Below are 18,562 nucleotides of genomic sequence, written 5' to 3'. Positions count from 1 at the left end.
TACTTCAACCTTAATACTGTCAATAGGTACAGAAATAAGATTAGGATAACTAATAAAAATATGGGTAATAGTTTAATTTTTTAAACCTTAAACTACTTCATGCTCTCATTGTTAACTCGGTATCACTTTCGCCATAACCGGGTAAAAAATTACCTCTATTACAGTGCCCAGCGTTAACCGACCTAAACTTATACAGTTAGGCTTTAGAAATCCTATTTTTTATGATGAAGTCTATTATGTTACTAATGCTTATTCGGCTATTTTTATACGGGCTAAACTTAAATAGTAATAGCCATTAGGTTCATGACTCACAGAATATAGCGTTAATTTCTGAAAGCATCCAGTCCATGGTTTGACTACATCCTCTGTCTCGCCGTTTGACTATCCCCATTGCCACAGAAAAAGAGCCGGGAATATTTTTAGTGGAAAGTTTTACTGATTCGTTGCTATACCATTCTATGTTGGCAACGTGCTCTGGTACCAAGGCCCAGCCAATGCTTTTGATGACCAGGGAGGTAATGTGGTAGTAACTGTCTATATACCAATATTCAGAAGAGATAGTTTTAGTTTGTCGCTTTCCCATTCGACCACGAATAACCAATTGCCTATATTGGATCAGCTCCGAAACGGTTGGTGCAGCAATTTTAGCTAACGGGTGGTTAGCAGATACAATAAGAGAGTGTTTTATTTGGCCTATTTGCATAAATTCAAGTGAGTCTGGCAATAGGTTTAAGTGAAATAAAATACCTATATCGGCCTTTTTAGTTTCTACCCATTCTGCAATGTCATCTTGAGAACCATTAAGTACAGTAAGTTTTAATAATGGAAATTGTTTAGCCGCGTTCTGAAAAAAATGCTCGAAAGGTTCGATGGGGATTGCTTCGTCCATTGCTAGGGTAAGTGATGCTTCATTTCCTCCAAGTACTGTCATTGCTCGGGCCTGTAATCGTTGGCATTGCACTAACACCGCTTGGGCTTCTTGATACATTTCTTTACCTGATGGGGTTAGCACGGGTAGTCGAGCCTGGCGGTCAAATAACTCAAAGCCAAGGTCTGCTTCTAAGTTGGCTATAGCAGTGCTGATGCGGGATTGTGCTTTACCCAGTTTGCGAGCAGCCGCAGAAAATGACCCCATTTCTACTGATGCGATGAAAGCCTCTAACTGATCTAAGGTCCAATGCATGGGTGAGCTCCATTTTAAGATGTATCCGGAAAGCGGATAGATAATAACTTTAACTTATCTCCGAAGAAAGCATAATGACAAGTGTTTTCAGCAAAGATATCTAATAAGACATGAGTAGTTATTATTCAAATACCAATATTCGCCAAACTTTTTTGCGTTATACCATACCATCTGTAGTAGCCATGCTAGTAAGTGGCTTATATCAAATTGTAGATGGCTTTTTTATTGGTCATTTTATTGGTTATGAAGGGCTAGCTGGAATTAATCTCGTATGGCCTGTTATTTGTCTTATTTCTGCAGTAGGTGTCATGATAGGGCTAGGCTGTGGCAGCCTAATTTCAATTAACAGAGGAGAAGGTAACTTAGTTACAGCTAAGCAAACGTTATTCACTGGAATTGCTTTGTTGTTTATTCTTGGTTTGCTGACGGTCATCGTAGCTTATTATATTAGCCCGATAATTCTGAAGATTCAGGGAACATCTGAACAAACACTACTATATGGTATGCAGTATGCTGAGATATGTACTTTAAGTGCTGTATTTTCTATTTGCGCAGCAGCCATGCCATTATTGATTCGAAACCTTGAAAGCCCCAAGATTGCAACTGGCTTGTTGATAATAGGGGCTGCTATTAATATCATTTTAGATTATCTTTTTATTGTGCAGTGGCAATGGGGATTGCAAGGAGCTGCTATTGCAACAGTGATTGCGCAGCTGGTAGTCATGGTTGCTTGTTTGTTCTACTTTTTTTCTTCACTTTCATCGCTGAGACTAACTTTAGAATCAATCACATTCAGTTTGAACAAAGCTGTTAAAGTAATAAAGCTAGGTTTGTCTACACTAGTAATGTATTTGTATATTAGTTTTGTTGTGGCATTACATAACTGGTTGTTTATGAAGTATGGCTCACCAGTGGATGTAGGGGCTTTTGCGATAGTGGGTTATTTAATGTCACTTTACTATTTGCTGGCTGAAGGAATAGCTGAAGGGATACAGCCACCAATCAGCTATTATTTTGGGGCTAATCAAGTTAATAATATTGAGAACTTACTGAAGTTAGCGCTTAAGATTGTAACAATTAGTGGAATTATTTGGCTGTTGGTGCTTAATATTTTTCCTATCACTATTATTGGTGTGTTTAATGATGTTGATATAGAGTTAATAAATAAAACCCAAAATGGTTTAAGGCTTCATTTAATATTACTGTTTCTTGATGGTTTTTTTGTTATTGCCGCGGTTTATTTTTTGGCAATAAATCAAGGTGCAAAGTCGTTAATGGTATCAGTTGGCAATATGCTAGTTCAGATACCATTCTTAATTTTATTACCTCAGTGGTTTGGTATTAATGGAATATGGTTAGCACTGCCACTATCGAATATGGTGTTGTTTTTAATAGCAGCACCCATGTTATGGAAAGATGTAAAAGGACGTAGTAAACAAGGTCAAACTTATGCTTTAGCTAAAAGTTAGTGTTTATTGACAAAGTAAGAAATGAGTACAAATAATTACTCTATAGGCCAACCAATACGAACCTTTCCTGTAGGGTGGTTTGTTTAAGGACAAAGTTTAAAATAATCAATAATGGTATTCCTGCGTTGAAACACCACTATTGATTGATAACTATTAATCAATGGTAATAGATAATTTATTTTTTTCTCGTTCGATTGCCCATGGTGAGCGTTTATCTCCAATTGATTCAAACCAATACATCTCATTGACGTTGGATGGAATCAAACCAGAGGTTAAAACTAAATGCTTGAAGCCACGCTCATATAAAGTTTTTGCCCACTCACAGCCAGTGATATTTTCCCCTATAAATTCATTATCAATGTAAATAGGGGTATTTTTAGCGATTTGGTCCACATACTTTTCAAATTCTTTTGGGCTTTTTAATGACAGAAGTTTTGCGGGGTGCGTTTCTGCATCTAACTCCCAGCAAGTTCGAATGCCTTTATTATCTTCAACATGTACTGCATCATAATTAACAGAAGCTAATGTAGTAGATTCAATAGATATCCAATTAACCAAGGATTTTGGTATGACTTTAATACCTAACAGCTTGCAGCGCTCTAATATTTCAGTGTTTTTATAATGGCTGGTCACTAAAATGCTATTTTTTGCTATTTGTAAAATATTAATAATGTCTAATCCGGTTTTTTCCCTACCAATTAATTCATAGTCGGATAGAAAAAGGAACGGTCGAATTGGGTTAATTTTTTTTCTAAAAAATTCCATAACTTGTACTTCATCACGGAAATAGTTGACCTCAATCCGAGACTCCTCTAAATGTAATGCCTCTAGTCTACTTTGCCATACGCCATGCATACCGATATCATCATCTAGAATCATGACTTGTGTATTAGCAGGTAGTACTAATAAGGGTAAGAACCACTGTGGCATTGCTTGTATTGGCAAAGCAATAGTCACTTGCGTGCCAACACTGGGCTCAGAGGCTAAAGCAAAATGGCCATCCCAAGACTCAACTGTCGTTTTTGCGTGAGACAATCCTAAGCCTGTATTACCCTGTTTACCCACACTCACGCCACGCTTGAGTACCTGGTTAATTAACCCATTAGGAATGCCTTGACCGTTGTCGGTGATAGTAATAGCAGCCTTTTTGTTTAGCTCCCTTAGTCTTAATTGAATATTGATACTGGGCTGGTCTCCCTTCGCTTCCACGGCATTGTTAATTAAGTTCGATAGCACTCGACGTAAAGTATTGGCATGGACATTCACAAATAAGCCATAGGCATTATTATCTATATGTAGTTGTAAGGATACTCCTGGTTGTCGGCGATATTGAATGCGTTTTTCTGAGATAACTTCTTCTAATAAAGTAGATAGCAATTGTGTAGAGATTTTTTGTTTGGCAGGATCTTTATTTACATTTTGTTCTCGTTCCACCACTAATAGGCCATTGGCAATATCATTGATACTTTCGATGGCGCAACGAAAAATAATACGATTCCTTTCAGGAATAGCATCAATAGATTGTTCGGCAATCAGTTCAAGAGCAGTTAACGGTGAACGTATGTCATGGGCAACTTGAGCAGCCATTTGATTGATTCCTTCCAAATTAGCCATACGCTTTTCATTTTCAATAAAGGTATTAAACTTACTAGCCATGGTGGCAAACTCGTCAATAAAGTAACGCTCCTCTCCATTTGTATTTTTAATCTTGTCAGATGATTTATCCATCGCTACATCCAGCACCATTTTAGCTTCGCTACAAATACGTTTTACAATACGGTAGGTGATATTGAACACTAATAGTACAAAAGCAATATATATGGCAGCGACAATCATCAGGTGCTGTAAGGTTTTTTGATGAATGATAGAATCATTAAAATAGATCGTAATTGCACCTAGTTGCTCTTGTTTCAGTAAAGGATTTTGATAAATAACCTTGGATACAAAGTAGGTGGACTGACTAGGGTCGCAAAGCGTTTGTTTAACAATATCTATATTAATATCCACACAATCAACGTTTATTTTTTCATTAAGAGAGTAAAGCAACTGGTTAGCTTGTGTGGTGTTATTTACTTGGGCAAACTGTCCAGCATAATGCACAGCTAATGCTTGGTTCTGTTGACGTTGTGCTTCAGTGGCATGTTTGACGAAATACCAGGTTTCGCTTAGAAAAACTACAAAGCTGGCAATAAAGAACATGATGCCAATTACCATGCCTAGACACTTTTTTAAGCTTGCTCGCTCAAATTTACTAACATTCTCACCTTTTTTATAATTGACAAACGCAAGGTAGGCGCCAATAACCCCCAACACTGACATCATGACAAAAATACCCATATGGGGAATACCTGCAATTAAAATCAAGCCAGTAATCATTGCATAGGTAAGCCGAGCTAATAGCGAACCTCCGCTAAACCAGCTGGCTTTGAACTCATCAGGTACAAACCGGTGACTATCAGAAGTGATTTCCGCACGTAAGGCAAAACAAATAGGGTCTGCAATCAGGATTACTGAAAACATGCAAGCCAATTTAGTAGTTATTGACATATCACTATAAAAAGAGACTGCTACGACAGTAGAAAGGATACTTAATCCAAGAGTGCCTAACCATCGGATAGCGCGTAGGTTAGGTTGTTTAGAAAGCCAAGGGATAAAAAGTCGAGAGATTCCCATTCCTAAGAAGCTGCTGATGACAGCGGCTCCCATTCCACCACCCCACACAAAGATGGTGGGCAAGTCGGCTTCTTTAAATAAATAATAAGATTCACCTATTAAGAACATGTAAGTGATTTGTAAAAAAAGGTGTGCAAATGCATAAGTGCATAAAACTGGTAAAGTAGCTTGGGCAGATAGAAACAACTTTGTTAGAGTGATATCCCCTGTTACATTACCTTCTTTCGTAGATATGGACTTAAAATCCAGATCTTTAGCCATTTTTAAATAGGCTGCTACTTGAATAATTAAGATGTAAAGCACTAAACCTAGTGGTATTAATGCTGCAAATTCTTTTGAAATATTTACAAACTGATCTGTTTGTAATGCTAACCCAAGCCCTAACGCAAATAATGGGAGTCCCAACCGAATCCATATGCCATATTTATAACTTGCAAGAAATAGGGGAGGAGAATTGCTAATTTTAGTATTGTTTTGTTCTAGCTTTTCTTGGTACCATCGTTGGTAGGCTGCTTGATAGGAGCCACTAGTAAAGGCTCCATTAAGTGCACTAAAAAGTTGCCTTAATACTAAAAAGCACAGCATCAGAATATAATGACCGTAGATTGCACAAAAAACAGTCAGACTAAAAAATACAGTAGCTGTAAAATCACAAAGTAAGCCTAGCTTAACTGAAAACTTCCATCCAAAACGGTCACCTAAATATCCTGTAGGAATTTCTAAAACTGCTGATAAGAAAAACAGAAGAAAAGTAGATAAAACAATCCCTTCTCGTCCAAACCCTTCTGTAGTAGCAATGATACAGTAGACAAGTAAACCAGTAGCCATGTTGCCACCACTTAATAATCCATCTGTATGGCCAAATTGCTTTAACAGTTTTATTGTATAAATGCTGGACATATTAGTTCCTTCTGAATGACTACTAAGCATATACTCAGTATCTAAAATCTATTAAGCAGTGCTAAAATTAAATGCCTATAAGTATCTGGTTATTGTATTTTTCTAGGTTTGTAAACATAAGCAAACATGAAAAAGGCTTCTTTATTTAATCAAGTTGTTAAAGCATATTCTCTTGTTATAGTGAGATTGTGTGCTAAAAAATAACATGTCATACTTCACTTGATTTAACTCATTAAGCATTTGCAAATGGAGGAGAGTAATATGGGAAATATTTTCCTATTACACGGTGATGAGCGCTAGTAAGGTTTTATCGACAGCTCTATATAGTCAAGCAAATAATATATAGAAATATGATCAGCAAACCTAATGACTGTTATTCATTGTAATTTAGTAGTACTAATTTAGTTAGGGAGGTAAGTTTAAGTTGTTCTCCCTGGCTAGCATCTACTCACCATCGACGATTAATTCAAAAAATATTATTTATTTTGAATTAATCAAGTTCCATTTCATTAAACGTTTGAGATTAATATTACTCTTTTATGAATAAACCGAAACATTAGCAAGCTAATGATGAATAATCAAGTATTCAATTAATACTCAATAGCTTATGTTTGTAGGTGTTTACTTGTGATCTTTGGTTGTAGAATTAGGCTGTTCTTAACTTCTATGGTTTATTTAAACAAGCGAACTCTCCCCTAAATAAAGTCTTACGTTTGCAGTCGCATAGCTGAATGTTCTCATTATGCATATGAATAGTTTGTCCTACAATTGTCAGCTTTTCTGTTCAGCTTACTTAGGGCCTGTTATCACTATTTGAGTCACCGCTGGATGGAAAAATAATCATAACCCGAAGGGATATCACTATAAAAGCACGACTCGTTGTTGCTCATTGTTCATTTAGAACAACTAAATTTTTCTCATTGCGCCTCGATTATTGCACAACAGTGATATTCCCCTGGTAATCCTACTGAATATATACAGTGCTGATTGACTTAACCCATTCTTAACCCTTCTCTCTATAAACTCATCGAAGTAATAACAGTATTTTGGCGTTACTCTGTCCTACATCAAAACAAAGAGGGCAGTTGCCTGGGTCGGGCTTGTGATATGCTTTTGGTAGTGGTCCATAAATTGGTATGCTGATTCAGAAGGGCAAAGAAAGTAAGTATGTTAAGCGTATTGTTGGTCGAAGATGATCGGGATTTAGCCGATACCCTGATTCAGTATTTGGAACTGGAAGATATCCGTTGTGATTATGCCAGCAATGGTGTAGCGGGGCTTGAGTTAATGACTCAACACCATTACGACACATTATTATTAGACTTGAATTTACCCCGTATGGATGGCTTGACTGTTTGTCAGCGGTTGCGGGCTAGTGGAGATGACACGCCTATTTTGATGTTGACTGCTCGTGATCAAATCAGTGACAAATTGCTAGGGTTTGATGCGGGTACGGATGATTATCTGGTCAAACCCTTTGAAATGCAGGAATTAGTGGTGCGTGTACGTGCTTTAGCCAAGCGGCGAAGTGGGCAAGTGAGGGTGTTGAGCTGTGGTGATTTAAAGATGGATCTCACCACTAAAACACTGACCCGCCAAGGCCAGTCCATCAAATTATCACCAACAGGTTGGACTTTGCTGGAAACGTTATTGCGGGCATCACCTTCGGTAGTTTCACGCCAGCAATTGGAGCAAGCATTATGGGGAGACGAATTACCCGACAGTAATAGCCTTAAGGTTCACCTATTTAATTTACGTAAAGCCATCGATATGCCTTTTGATTCACCCTTACTCCATACAATTGCCCGACAAGGCTTTGCCATCAAGGTAAGCGAAGGTCAGGATACGGAATGAAACGCGGCTTCAGTTTAAAATGGTTGGTCGTATTGGCTTTTCTGCTGCAAGGGTTAATTCTGGTTTTAGGTTATTCATTTCTAACCGCCCGCTATTTAATAGAGGGAATGGATAATATTGTCACTGATAATATGGAGCAAGTTGCGCTATATTTTTTTAAGGAAGCACCTCAAACAAACGCGAGTCAACGTAAAAAATTTAATAATTATTATTATAGCAACTATTGGTCGGAACAACCTGATGAAATACGGCAGCTATTTACTCAATCAGAAATAGAGCCCAATCAGTTATATAAATCCCATCAAGATGATGGTGAAAAACCTACACGGGTAATATTTTTATTGCATCTTATAAAAGAAAGTAAAAAAATATACATTTCTTACAGTATTTCTCGCCATACCACTTCAGCTCTGACGCTTCAGAATATTACCAGCGACTTTCAAATGCTGATTGTTATTAGTGTTTTAAGTGCACTTTCCCTTGCGCTGGTCATTCTGTTACTAAGTTGGCGGGTTAGTCGACCGATTACTCGTCTTGGGCAGTGGGCTCGCATGTTAACTGTTAATAATATTAATAAACCGACGCCAGATTTTAGTTACCCAGAGCTGAATACATTTGCTGATTTAATTCGCACAACTATGCAATCGGTACAAGAAAGTGCTGATCGTGAACAACGGTTTTTACGGCATACCAGCCACGAGCTGCGCACACCTATCACCACAATTCGCAGTAATGTGGAATTGCTGAAAAAGATCGATGCTCAACAAAATCAAACTTGTTATAAAGCACCTATTGATCGTATTGATCGCGCTAGTCTTACCATGAAGCACCTGACGGAAACGTTATTATGGCTACATCATGGGCGGGCAGAAAATCTACCGACGATGAAATGTCAGCTGGATGAAATTATTCAACACTTAGTAGAGGAAATGCGCTATTTGCTGGCATCCAAGCAAGTTACTGTTGATATCCAAACACAGCCTCATACTGTTTGTTTACCTGAAGCGGCTGCCAGAATTGTATTGGGTAACCTTATTCGAAATGCTTTTCAGCATACCTGGGAAGGAAAAGTTGATATTCTGCAGCAGCATGGCACGGTACAGATAAATAATCAGCAAGATGCTAACTCAGATAAAGAAGACCTAGGTTTTGGTTTGGGTTTGCAATTAACTGAACGATTGTGTCAGCGGTTAGGCTGGAGTTATCGCAATGAACAACAAAATAATGGCCACTATGTAACACTTAATTTCCCAGCTTCTAATATAAAATAATAGTAAGTGGTGTACATGATTTGTTGTGTAATGATTTATAAGTTTTTTAGGCTGTAGCCCAAGCCTTGCAGAAATCTTTACAGTTTTTACATTTGGGACTATTGCAAATGCAATTATGTTATGAAATAGTCTTGCGCGAAGTTGTTAGGGAATCTCAGATATTAACCCTCCTTTAACCCACCATTTTGTACAGTGCTACTGCAAGCCTGAAAAAAACTATTTAGGTCTGCAATGGTAGTCATGCTTGAGCTGATTAGCGCTGCGTTTAGTTTGTGCTGATTAGAAGTCGATTTGGCAATGTTTTTATTTTTAACCAAAGAAGATTATGTTCATGTCTCTTAGTCTTATTTCATGCTCCGGCATTCGCCGCCAATTGTTTCTCTTATCTCTATTGCTGCTTGGATTAAGCGGTTGTTCAAAACAGGATTCATCTTCAGCTGCTGGGCCAGCCTCAATGCCTACCACTGAAGTGAGCGTAGTCACCTTGGCTGCTCAGTCCTATGCTGTCACAGTCGAGCTGCCTGGCAGAACTAAGGCTTATCAAACGTCCGATGTTCGCCCACAAGTGGGTGGCATTTTGCAAAAGCGTTTATTCAAAGAAGGGCAGGATGTTGAAGCCGGGCAAGTGCTTTATCAAATTAACCCTGCTACCTATCAAGCAACCTATGACAATGCAAAAGCGAAGCTGGCTCAGGCAAAAGCTGCGGTGCAATCAGCCCAGCCGAAGGCGGAGCGTTATCAACGTTTGGCCAAAATAGGTGGGGTGAGCAAGCAAGATAAAGATGAGGCAGTTGCCACCTTAAGAGAGGCTCAAGCAGCTGTGGTAGCTTATGAAGCTGAGCTAAAAACAGCAGAAATTAATCTGGATTATGCCCAAATCAAGGCACCTATTTCTGGTCGCATTGGTAAGTCAACTGCAACGCCTGGTGCATTGGTTACTGCAGACCAGACAAGTGCCTTGACCACTATTAACAAATTAGACCCCATTAATGTGGACCTGAGTTTTTCCAGTGTTGAGGGGCTGAAACTACGGCGTCAGCTGGAGTCCGGCCAGCTAAAAAAAGAAGAAAAGGTTCAGGTGAAGCTAACCCTAGAGGATGGTACTGCCTATAGCGAAACCGGCACCTTGGAATTTGTGGGCAACTCAGTTGAGGAAACCACTGGAACCATGGAGCTAAGAGCCGTTTTTGCTAACCCGAAATACCAGTTGTTACCTGGAATGTACGTCGATGCCACTTTGTATGTGGGGGTTGATGAGCAAGCGTTGTTGGTGCCGATGCAGGCGGTTACTCGTAACTCTAAAGGAGAAGCAACCGTTTGGGTGGTTTCTGCTGATGATAAAGTAGAGCAGCGCGTGGTGGAAACCAGTAAAGCAGTTAAAGACAGGTGGCTAGTTAGCTCCGGCCTGAAATCAGGTGAGCGGGTGATTGTGGAAGGCGTGCACAAGGTTAGAACAGGGCAGGTGGTTAAAGCAGAAGAGTTTCAGCAGGACTTAAATGTTGCTGAAAGCAAGGCAATAACCGCAGATACAGCCAATGACAATCAGCTAACGCTGTAGCCCAAAGCCAGGAGGAGTAGTCATGGCCCGTTTTTTTATAGACCGACCGATATTTGCCTGGGTAATTGCGATTGCCATCATGCTGGGTGGCCTGATGTCCATTTTCAGTTTGCCGCTGCAACAATACCCAGACATCGCACCACCGGCGGTTTCTGTTAGCGCCACCTATACCGGTGCTTCTGCAGAAACGGTACAAAACTCGGTTACCCAAATTCTTGAGCAGCAAATGACAGGACTGGATAACCTGCTTTATATGTCATCCAGCAGTAGCTCATCAGGCAGTGCAAGCATTACCCTAACCTTTGCTTCTGGTACAGACCCAGATACGGCGCAAGTGCAGGTGCAAAACAAAGTATCTCAGGCTGAGTCGCTGTTACCGGATGCAGTGAAAAACTCAGGGGTGACAGTATCCAAATCTGGCGGCGGCAGCATGTTTATGGTGCTGGCGTTTACCTCTGATGATGGCAGTATGACGGATACCGACATTGCTGACTATATGGTATCCAGCCTGCAAGACTCAATCAGTCGGGTTAATGGTGTAGGTAACGTTAGAGTGTTTGGCTCGGAGTACGCCATGCGGATCTGGCTTGACCCAGAAAAAATGCGTAAATATACACTGATGCCTTCTGATGTCACTACCGCTATTTCACAACAAAACACTGATGTGAGTTCAGGCGCATTAGGTGACTTACCAGCGGTTAATGGTCAGCAGCTTAATGCCACAGTCACCTCACGAAGTAAGCTGCAAACAGTTGAGCAGTTTGAATCAATCGTACTTAAATCTGATACCAGTGGCGCCACGGTTTATTTGAGTGATGTCGCCAACATAGAGCTAGGCTCTGAAAGCTACTCATCTTCTGCCAAGTTTAATGGTAAAGCAGCTTCTGGTATGGGCTTGGAGCTAGCGACGGGTGCTAATGCGCTGGATGTTGCTGAAGCCGTTAAAGCCAAGCTCAAAACCCTTGAGCCTTATTTCCCCGATGGTTTGAGTTATACCGTTGCCTATGACACCACACCCTTTGTGAAAATCTCTATTGAAGAGGTAGTGCAAACGTTAATGGAAGCGATCGGACTGGTTGTGCTGATCATGTTTCTGTTTCTGCAAAACTGGCGTGCGACCTTGATTCCAGCCATTGCGGTGCCAGTGGTATTGCTGGGTACTTTTGGCGTACTAGCGTTGCTGGGCTATTCCATCAACACCTTAACCATGTTCAGTATGGTACTCGCCATCGGCCTGTTGGTAGACGACGCGATTGTGGTGGTGGAAAACGTCGAGCGGGTAATGTCTGAAGAGGGCTTGTCCCCACGAGAGGCTACTCGCAAATCTATGGGGCAGATTACCGGGGCGTTAATCGGTATTGCTATGGTGTTAACCGCAGTCTTTATCCCGATGGCATTCTTTGAAGGCTCCACAGGTGCTATTTATCGTCAGTTCTCAGTCACCATTGCTGCTTCTATGTTGCTTTCTGTGGTAGTTGCATTGACCTTAAGCCCAGCGCTGTGTGCCACTTTCCTGAAGCCTATTGAGAAAGGTGGCCATACCTCAACCAAAGGCCCACTAGGTCGCTTCTTTGCCTGGTTTAACCGCTGTTTTGACCGTAGTGCCAACCGTTATCGTAATGGAGTAAAGCATGTTGTTCGCTATCGGAAGTCAAGCATGCTGGTCTATTTAGGCATTATTGGCATCATGGGCTTATTGTTTGTGCGCCTGCCTACCTCATTTTTGCCAGAAGAAGACCAGGGCATGTTGATGGTGATGTATAACGCCCCAGTCGGCGCCACTCAGCAGCGGACTCTGAAAAGTATGGACAAAGTGGCCGAATTTGTAATGCAGCAGCCAGAGGTTGAAGGCATCTTCAATGTGGCAGGCTTCAGCTTTGCCGGTAGTAGCCAAAACGCGGGTATGGCTTTTATTAAGCTCAAGGATTGGAGTGAGCGAGAAGCATCTGCTCAGGAAATTGCGGGCCGAATTACCGGGGCAATGATGGCAACCATTAAAGATGCTCAGGTATTTGCACTGACTCCACCTGCTATTTCGGGTTTAGGTTCCAGCTCTGGTTTTACTTTGCAGTTGCAGGACCTGGGTGGTAATGGCCATGAAGCGTTGGTTGCGGCAAAAAATCAGCTACTGCAGTTGGCAGGCAATAATGCAAAACTCACCGCTGTTCGCTACAACGGGCTTAATGACTCGCCGGTGTATCAATTGGATATCAATGATCAAAAAGCGGGTGCGCTGGGGCTTTCGTCTTCAGATATCAATAACACCTTATCAACGGTGCTGGGTAGTAACTATGTTAATGACTTCATTAACAAGAGCCGGGTGAAAAAGGTGTATGTGCAGGGGGAGGCTGCTTCGCGAATGCTGCCTCAAGATATCAGCCGCTGGTATGTGCGAAATAGTGACGGGAAAATGGTGCCATTTTCAGTCTTCTCTAATGGCCATTGGGATTACAAGCCACAAGTGCTGAACCGCTTTAATGGCACCGAATCCATGGAAATTACCGGCAGTGCAATAACAGGGGTAAGCTCTGGTGATGCAATGAATGAAATTGCCAGCTTGGTTAGCCAGCTGCCTGATGGTATCAGTTATTCCTGGTCGGATATGTCTTATCAGGAGCAAGCGGCAGGGTCACAAGCCATTTTGCTTTATGCCGTATCACTGGTGTTTGTCTTCTTGTGTTTGGCTGCGCTTTATGAAAGCTGGTCAATTCCGGTCTCAGTCATACTGGCTGTGCCTGTCGGTATTGTAGGTGCTCTGGCTGCCACTTGGCTGCGTGATTTATCCAATGATATATATTTCCAGGTTGGTTTGTTAGCCACCATGGGGCTGGCAGCGAAAAACGGTATTTTGATTGTTGAGTTTGCTAAAGACCTGGAAGAAAAAGGTGAGTCTTTAATATCAGCGGTATTACAAGCAGCGCATCAGCGGTTGCGTCCAATCATTATGACGTCTTTAGCCTTTTTGTTAGGTGTATTACCAATGGTGTTAAGTTCTGGTGCGGGTTCTGGTGGTCGTCATGCGCTGGGCACTGGGGTACTTGGTGGAACCCTGTTTTCGACGCTGTTTGGTATTTTCTTTGTTCCACTATTCTACGTCATTATCCGTACATTGTTTGCAGGAAAGTCCAAGGAAAAAGCGTTGTATACCCAAGAGGCTGAAGTATGAAACCACTGCAAAAAATCTGCGTTTTAATACCTGCGTTAACCATGGCTGGGTGTGTCAGCTTAACGCCAGATTATCAACGGCCTGATTCACCTGTAACTGCAGAGTGGCGTGATACAAAAGCAGCTCAGCAAAACTCATCAGCCATTGCTACCAATAAAACTGTGGCTGCAATCAAGTGGCAAGATTATTTCCAAGAGCCCAAATTACGCCAGGTAATTAATCTGGCGTTAACTAACAATCGTGATCTACGGATTGCCTTGCTAAATATTGAGCAAGCACGGGCTAAATACGGAATTCAAGAAGCTGAACTATGGCCGTCAATTTCGGTGAGCAGTAGCAAAACCGCATCACGCACCCCAGTGAATGGTAGTGATAGCTCAACCATCAGTCACCAATATGAGGCTGGAATTGGTTTTAGCAGTTATGAATTAGATTTATTCGGCCGAATTAGCAGTTTGAAAGACGAGGCGCTTGAAAGTTATTTTTCAACAGTGGAAACCCAGCGCAGCACCCGTTTAAGCTTAATTGCTGAAGTGGCAAATAATTGGTTAACGCTGGCGACCAACCTGCAATTACAAGCCCTCGCTCAGCAAACGCTAAATAGCCAGCTAGAAACCCTGAAACTAACCCAAAAAATGTACAACCAGGGAATAGCCTCAAAACTAAACTTGGCTCAGGTACAGTCCAGTGTGGAAACTGCCCGCGTTGATGTTGCTACATACAAAGCGCAAGTGGCTCAGGATCGTAATGCACTGGAGTTAGTGGTAGGCACCCAACTGAAGGATAATCTTTTACCGTCAATAAAACTGGAAAAAACAATTGCACTAGCGCCAATCCCTGCCAACTTAAAATCAAGTGTGTTATTTCAGCGCCCTGATGTATTGGCAGCGGAGCATAGCTTAAAAGGAGCTAACGCCAATATTGGTGCAGCGCGTGCGGCTTTTTTCCCTACTATTTCTCTTACGGCATCTGCCGGGCGTAGCAGCAATCAATTAAATCACTTATTTAGCAGCAGTAATCGCAGTTGGTCATTTACGCCGAGTATAAGTATACCCATTTTAAATGTAGGGAGTTTAAGTGCTTCACTAAAAGAATCTAAAGTAAAACGTGATATTGCGGTGGCTGAATATGAAAAAACGATTCAAACTGCATTTAAAGAGGTCGCTGATGTTTTAGCCGTGCGAGGATCATTAGATGAACGACTAAAAGCACAAAAAGCCCTGGTTAAAGCCAATTCGCAGAGTTATATCTTATCCAATGCTCGCTACCGTAATGGCTTAGATAGTTATCTTGATGCTTTAGATTCACAGCGGCAGCTGTATAGTGCTCAACAGGCATTAATTCAACTGCAATTAACTGAGTACAGTAATCGGGTTACTTTATTTAAAGTACTTGGGGGTGGTACTAAAACATAAATAGATTTTTTCTGTGGTTTGATGAAATATTCTGGCTAGGCTTACAAAGGGTATAAAAATCGTTTTATTTGATTATATGAAGCCTAAATCTAGGAAAGAGTAATTGAACTCTTTCCTAGAGAAGGTGAAATGCTTGACTATATTTCTCAATAATCGATTTAAATGCACCGGATGCTTCACCTTTCTTTAAAGCCTTGTTAAATTCAGCTAAGAAGTCATGAGCTGCTAGTTTTTTTGAAATGCCAAGATAATTAGGATCCCGGACTATAGGTTTGGAAATAATTGTAAGCTTGTCTCTATTTTTTGCTAATGATGGATATGACGAGGCTTCATTATATATTGTCATCAAATATCCTATTTTACCTGGGCCAGCAACTGCCATATCTGCATGTCCAGAAAGAACTAATAATAAGCTGTGGGGCATAGAGTTGCTCCAAACAGGCTTGAGAAAACCGGTTTTTATAAGATTATCAAATTCATTTCCTTTACTAGATCCTCTTTCAAGTGCTATCGATTTTCCTTTAAGATCTTTAATCAAATTAAAACTGAAAATGTTATCTTTCCTAACTGCTAGAACAACATCATCAAAATACATTACATCAGAATAATCAAAAATCTTTTCTCGTTTTGCATTCCATGATAATCCAATGATTCCACCATCACCTTCTAATGCATGATGGTAAGCACGTTTCCATGGGTATAAGCGTATATCAAAGTTATAGTGAATCTCTTTGCCTATCCAGCGCATCATATCTACTAAAATCCCTTTAGGCTCACCATTTTCAATGTAGTATTTGGGTGGTTTAGAGTCATAACCAAAGATAATCATATCTTTGCAAAAGGTTGTTGTGCTTGTGAGGGTTATGAGTATAATCAATAATAAAGCAATAAAATTATGGATGTTCATATTTGTACTCTAACCTCTGAAGCCCAAAGGATTATTAAGTGGTACTTCAAAGTTAAGCTTTGAAACACTCACTAGTTTATTCTCATTAAATTATAGTTCCAATTCTCTATTTATAGATGAAAATTACTGTGGATACTCATTAGATTAATTATCATTAAAAAATACAAATAATTACTAGAGGTCTTTAATCTTATCAGGCAGATAGAATAAGCTATTATATAGTAATAACCTGTAAGGGGCATAACTATGTTTAAGGCTAGTATGTATGAATAGGCGCACTGCCATTAAATATCTGCTCTCTATTGGTGCCAGTTTACCCCCTGCACTGGCAGCTCTCAGCAGTACAGATCAGCAATTTTCGAAAGAAGAGCAAAAAAAGGGTAAGCTTGCTAAATATATATTTAATTTTGCGTCTCCTTACATTACCGATCATTATTTAACAACGCCTCATGCTCACCATGAGATAAAACAACTCATTGAGCAGTATACTCATAACCAGATTTATGTCGCCATTCATGATGGTGGCAGTTTCGGTATCGGTAGCGCTCTATCAAGCAGCGTGATTTATGGGCAAGTACAAGGCGCTCTGTTATCCATATCTAACCTCACGCCTAGAGCACCTGCTATGGACGTTATCAATATTCCATTTTGGTGTGCCAGTGCAGAAAGGTATCAACGTTTGGTGAACTCTAGTGTTTGGCGGCAGCATGTATTAACCCAGGCGGCTCATGTGACGGTACTCTTTCATTATGTAGTGGGTTCTAGGACAGCATCCTCTACTCGCATTTATGGTAAAGCCATTAAGTCGCCCGAGGATTTTAATGGTGTGCGATTCCGGGTGCCTGCATCGGAATCCCTGTTGCATTTCTATCAAATGGCAGGAGCAAAACCTACATCCATACTATGGGGGCTAGCTGCAAAAACAGCCCGACTTAATCGTTACGATGCACTGGATCCTTCATTCATAGGCCTTTATTCTGGCCCGGATGAATTAAATAGGGAAATCGGTGTGATTACAGAAATAGAGTCAGTACACGACGGTTGGGTGGCCATCGCCAATAATCATTTTATGCAATCATTGGACAGAAGCACTCGACTTGCCTTTCTTGATGCTATTGAAGAAATCAGGCATAAACAGTTTTTCTTATATCAGCGCTCCAATAACCTCTGCCGACAAAATTTTTCCCAAATTGGCGTCGATATTTATCAGCTATCAGCGCAGGAGAAAGATACACTTAAATTTGCCTTTGGTCATCAGAGAAAAGAATGGAATAGCATTAAAGAAAAATTACTTGGTCCTAAATGGTTTAGCATTTTTCAGAAATTAATCGAAGCAACCTATGCTGATACTGAAAAAGTGGTTTAATCAAGATAAAATATTCTGGTTTTGCTGATATTTTGGCTGCTAGTCTTACCGTCGATAAAACCATTAACAAAGCCTACGACAAAAAACATTCCTGACACAGTAGCAGACTCTGGTATAATAAGGCTTGCTTGTGCTGTATAAAATGGTATTAATGACAAACAGGAAAAATGGTTATTAGTAAACGCTTTCATTTGATCATAAGCTTATTTCTTAGCAGCAAAAAATGTTGAAAAATATTAGGGGGTATGTATAAAACCTGAAAAAGGTAACTGAGCTAAAAACAAATAGAAAATAATACCTTTGTCTACCAGACAGTGTTCCTAATACTAGTCATAAAAAAAGAGTCAATTAGCTGAGAAGAAGCCTAAAAAAGTTTGATTGATACAATACTATTGCTGTTTGTCATTGTATTGCTTATTCAAACAAGAGGATTAAGCTTATTAGGTGATTAAATCATCTCTAACATACTTGGCAACGATGGCGCTTTCAATAGGTGCTCCCTGTTGCAATTGACAGTACAGTCAACTGACACTATCTGGTCAGCATCTTTAGCGTAAAAATTGATCTTGGTTGTCACTGACTAGGTCTAATAAGTTGTTCGCTTTTTATGCTCTATCAAGGCATTGTCTATCAAAAAGTACCTCATTAAACACCAATTGATGTGTTATATTTTTCTTCTAGGTATCTATATAGAAGCATGGAAAAATATACTAGTGGTTGATACGGCTAATTTGATATATCCAGTAATATTGGCTATATTGTGGTGAAATATATTTGTCATATATCTGCATTAGACTTTG

The 18,562-nt window shown here is 40.3% G+C and carries 10 protein-coding genes; 7 read left to right on the top strand and 3 right to left on the bottom strand.

The window, feature by feature from the left end; translation table 11 throughout:
* Nucleotides 1–301: 301 nt before the first annotated feature.
* Complete coding sequence (locus G4Y78_RS25260) at nucleotides 302–1,183, bottom strand: LysR family transcriptional regulator (RefSeq protein WP_163835645.1); 882 nt, start codon at nucleotides 1,181–1,183, stop codon at nucleotides 302–304.
* Between the two features lie 110 nt (nucleotides 1,184–1,293).
* On the opposite strand from G4Y78_RS25260, the gene G4Y78_RS25255 reads away from it, so the two are divergent.
* Entirely contained in the window at nucleotides 1,294–2,652 is a 1,359-nt protein-coding gene (locus G4Y78_RS25255; RefSeq protein WP_163835644.1) for an MATE family efflux transporter, read from the top strand.
* Between the two features lie 153 nt (nucleotides 2,653–2,805).
* Here the strand turns inward: G4Y78_RS25255 and G4Y78_RS25250 are convergent, their stop codons facing one another.
* Nucleotides 2,806–6,225 carry an ATP-binding protein gene (locus tag G4Y78_RS25250; RefSeq protein ID WP_163835642.1) on the bottom strand — a complete coding sequence of 1,140 codons (3,420 nt, stop codon included), beginning with the start codon at nucleotides 6,223–6,225 and terminating at the stop codon, nucleotides 2,806–2,808.
* A gap of 1,167 nt (nucleotides 6,226–7,392) precedes the next feature.
* Between G4Y78_RS25250 and G4Y78_RS25245 the strand changes: the two genes are divergently transcribed.
* The 5 genes from G4Y78_RS25245 (at nucleotide 7,393) to G4Y78_RS25225 (ending at nucleotide 15,489) form a co-directional block, all read left to right on the top strand.
* Nucleotides 7,393–8,079 carry a response regulator transcription factor gene (locus tag G4Y78_RS25245; protein WP_163835641.1) on the top strand — a complete coding sequence of 229 codons (687 nt, stop codon included), beginning with the start codon at nucleotides 7,393–7,395 and terminating at the stop codon, nucleotides 8,077–8,079.
* Nucleotides 8,076–9,350 (top strand): sensor histidine kinase, encoded by a 1,275-nt coding sequence (locus G4Y78_RS25240; RefSeq protein WP_163835640.1) that lies wholly within the window; start codon nucleotides 8,076–8,078, stop codon nucleotides 9,348–9,350. Before G4Y78_RS25245 ends, G4Y78_RS25240 begins: the two co-directional genes overlap by 4 nt.
* Nucleotides 9,351–9,681: 331 nt before the next feature.
* Nucleotides 9,682–10,908, top strand: a complete 1,227-nt coding sequence (locus tag G4Y78_RS25235; RefSeq protein WP_163835639.1) for an efflux RND transporter periplasmic adaptor subunit — start codon at nucleotides 9,682–9,684, stop codon at nucleotides 10,906–10,908.
* 22 nt (nucleotides 10,909–10,930) lie between these two features.
* On the top strand, nucleotides 10,931–14,074 hold the full coding sequence (locus G4Y78_RS25230) for an efflux RND transporter permease subunit (RefSeq protein ID WP_163835638.1): 3,144 nt from the start codon (nucleotides 10,931–10,933) through the stop codon (nucleotides 14,072–14,074).
* On the top strand, nucleotides 14,071–15,489 hold the full coding sequence (locus tag G4Y78_RS25225) for an efflux transporter outer membrane subunit (protein WP_163835637.1): 1,419 nt from the start codon (nucleotides 14,071–14,073) through the stop codon (nucleotides 15,487–15,489). The genes G4Y78_RS25230 and G4Y78_RS25225 overlap by 4 nt, the downstream gene beginning before the upstream one ends.
* Nucleotides 15,490–15,604: 115 nt before the next feature.
* Here the strand turns inward: G4Y78_RS25225 and G4Y78_RS25220 are convergent, their stop codons facing one another.
* On the bottom strand, nucleotides 15,605–16,396 hold the full coding sequence (locus G4Y78_RS25220) for a substrate-binding periplasmic protein (protein ID WP_163835636.1): 792 nt from the start codon (nucleotides 16,394–16,396) through the stop codon (nucleotides 15,605–15,607).
* 265 nt (nucleotides 16,397–16,661) lie between these two features.
* Between G4Y78_RS25220 and G4Y78_RS25215 the strand changes: the two genes are divergently transcribed.
* On the top strand, nucleotides 16,662–17,762 hold the full coding sequence (locus tag G4Y78_RS25215; RefSeq protein ID WP_163835635.1) for a TRAP transporter substrate-binding protein: 1,101 nt from the start codon (nucleotides 16,662–16,664) through the stop codon (nucleotides 17,760–17,762).
* The last annotated feature ends 800 nt before the right edge of the window (nucleotides 17,763–18,562 follow it).

Source organism: Spartinivicinus ruber (assembly GCF_011009015.1).
Taxonomy (GTDB): domain Bacteria; phylum Pseudomonadota; class Gammaproteobacteria; order Pseudomonadales; family Zooshikellaceae; genus Spartinivicinus; species Spartinivicinus ruber.
This window is presented reverse-complemented; position numbering and strand designations above follow the sequence as displayed.

Excerpts from the sequence above, each read along its gene's own strand:
- G4Y78_RS25220 (WP_163835636.1), bottom strand. The coding sequence starts at position 16,396 with ATGAACATCCATAATTTTATTGCTTTATTATTGATTATACTCATAACC.
- G4Y78_RS25245 (WP_163835641.1), top strand. The coding sequence starts at position 7,393 with ATGTTAAGCGTATTGTTGGTCGAAGATGATCGGGATTTAGCCGATACC.
- G4Y78_RS25250 (WP_163835642.1), bottom strand. The coding sequence starts at position 6,225 with ATGTCCAGCATTTATACAATAAAACTGTTAAAGCAATTTGGCCATACA.
- G4Y78_RS25215 (WP_163835635.1), top strand. The coding sequence starts at position 16,662 with ATGAATAGGCGCACTGCCATTAAATATCTGCTCTCTATTGGTGCCAGT.
- G4Y78_RS25255 (WP_163835644.1), top strand. The coding sequence starts at position 1,294 with ATGAGTAGTTATTATTCAAATACCAATATTCGCCAAACTTTTTTGCGT.
- G4Y78_RS25225 (WP_163835637.1), top strand. The coding sequence starts at position 14,071 with ATGAAACCACTGCAAAAAATCTGCGTTTTAATACCTGCGTTAACCATG.
- G4Y78_RS25230 (WP_163835638.1), top strand. The coding sequence starts at position 10,931 with ATGGCCCGTTTTTTTATAGACCGACCGATATTTGCCTGGGTAATTGCG.
- G4Y78_RS25240 (WP_163835640.1), top strand. The coding sequence starts at position 8,076 with ATGAAACGCGGCTTCAGTTTAAAATGGTTGGTCGTATTGGCTTTTCTG.
- G4Y78_RS25235 (WP_163835639.1), top strand. The coding sequence starts at position 9,682 with ATGTCTCTTAGTCTTATTTCATGCTCCGGCATTCGCCGCCAATTGTTT.
- G4Y78_RS25260 (WP_163835645.1), bottom strand. The coding sequence starts at position 1,183 with ATGCATTGGACCTTAGATCAGTTAGAGGCTTTCATCGCATCAGTAGAA.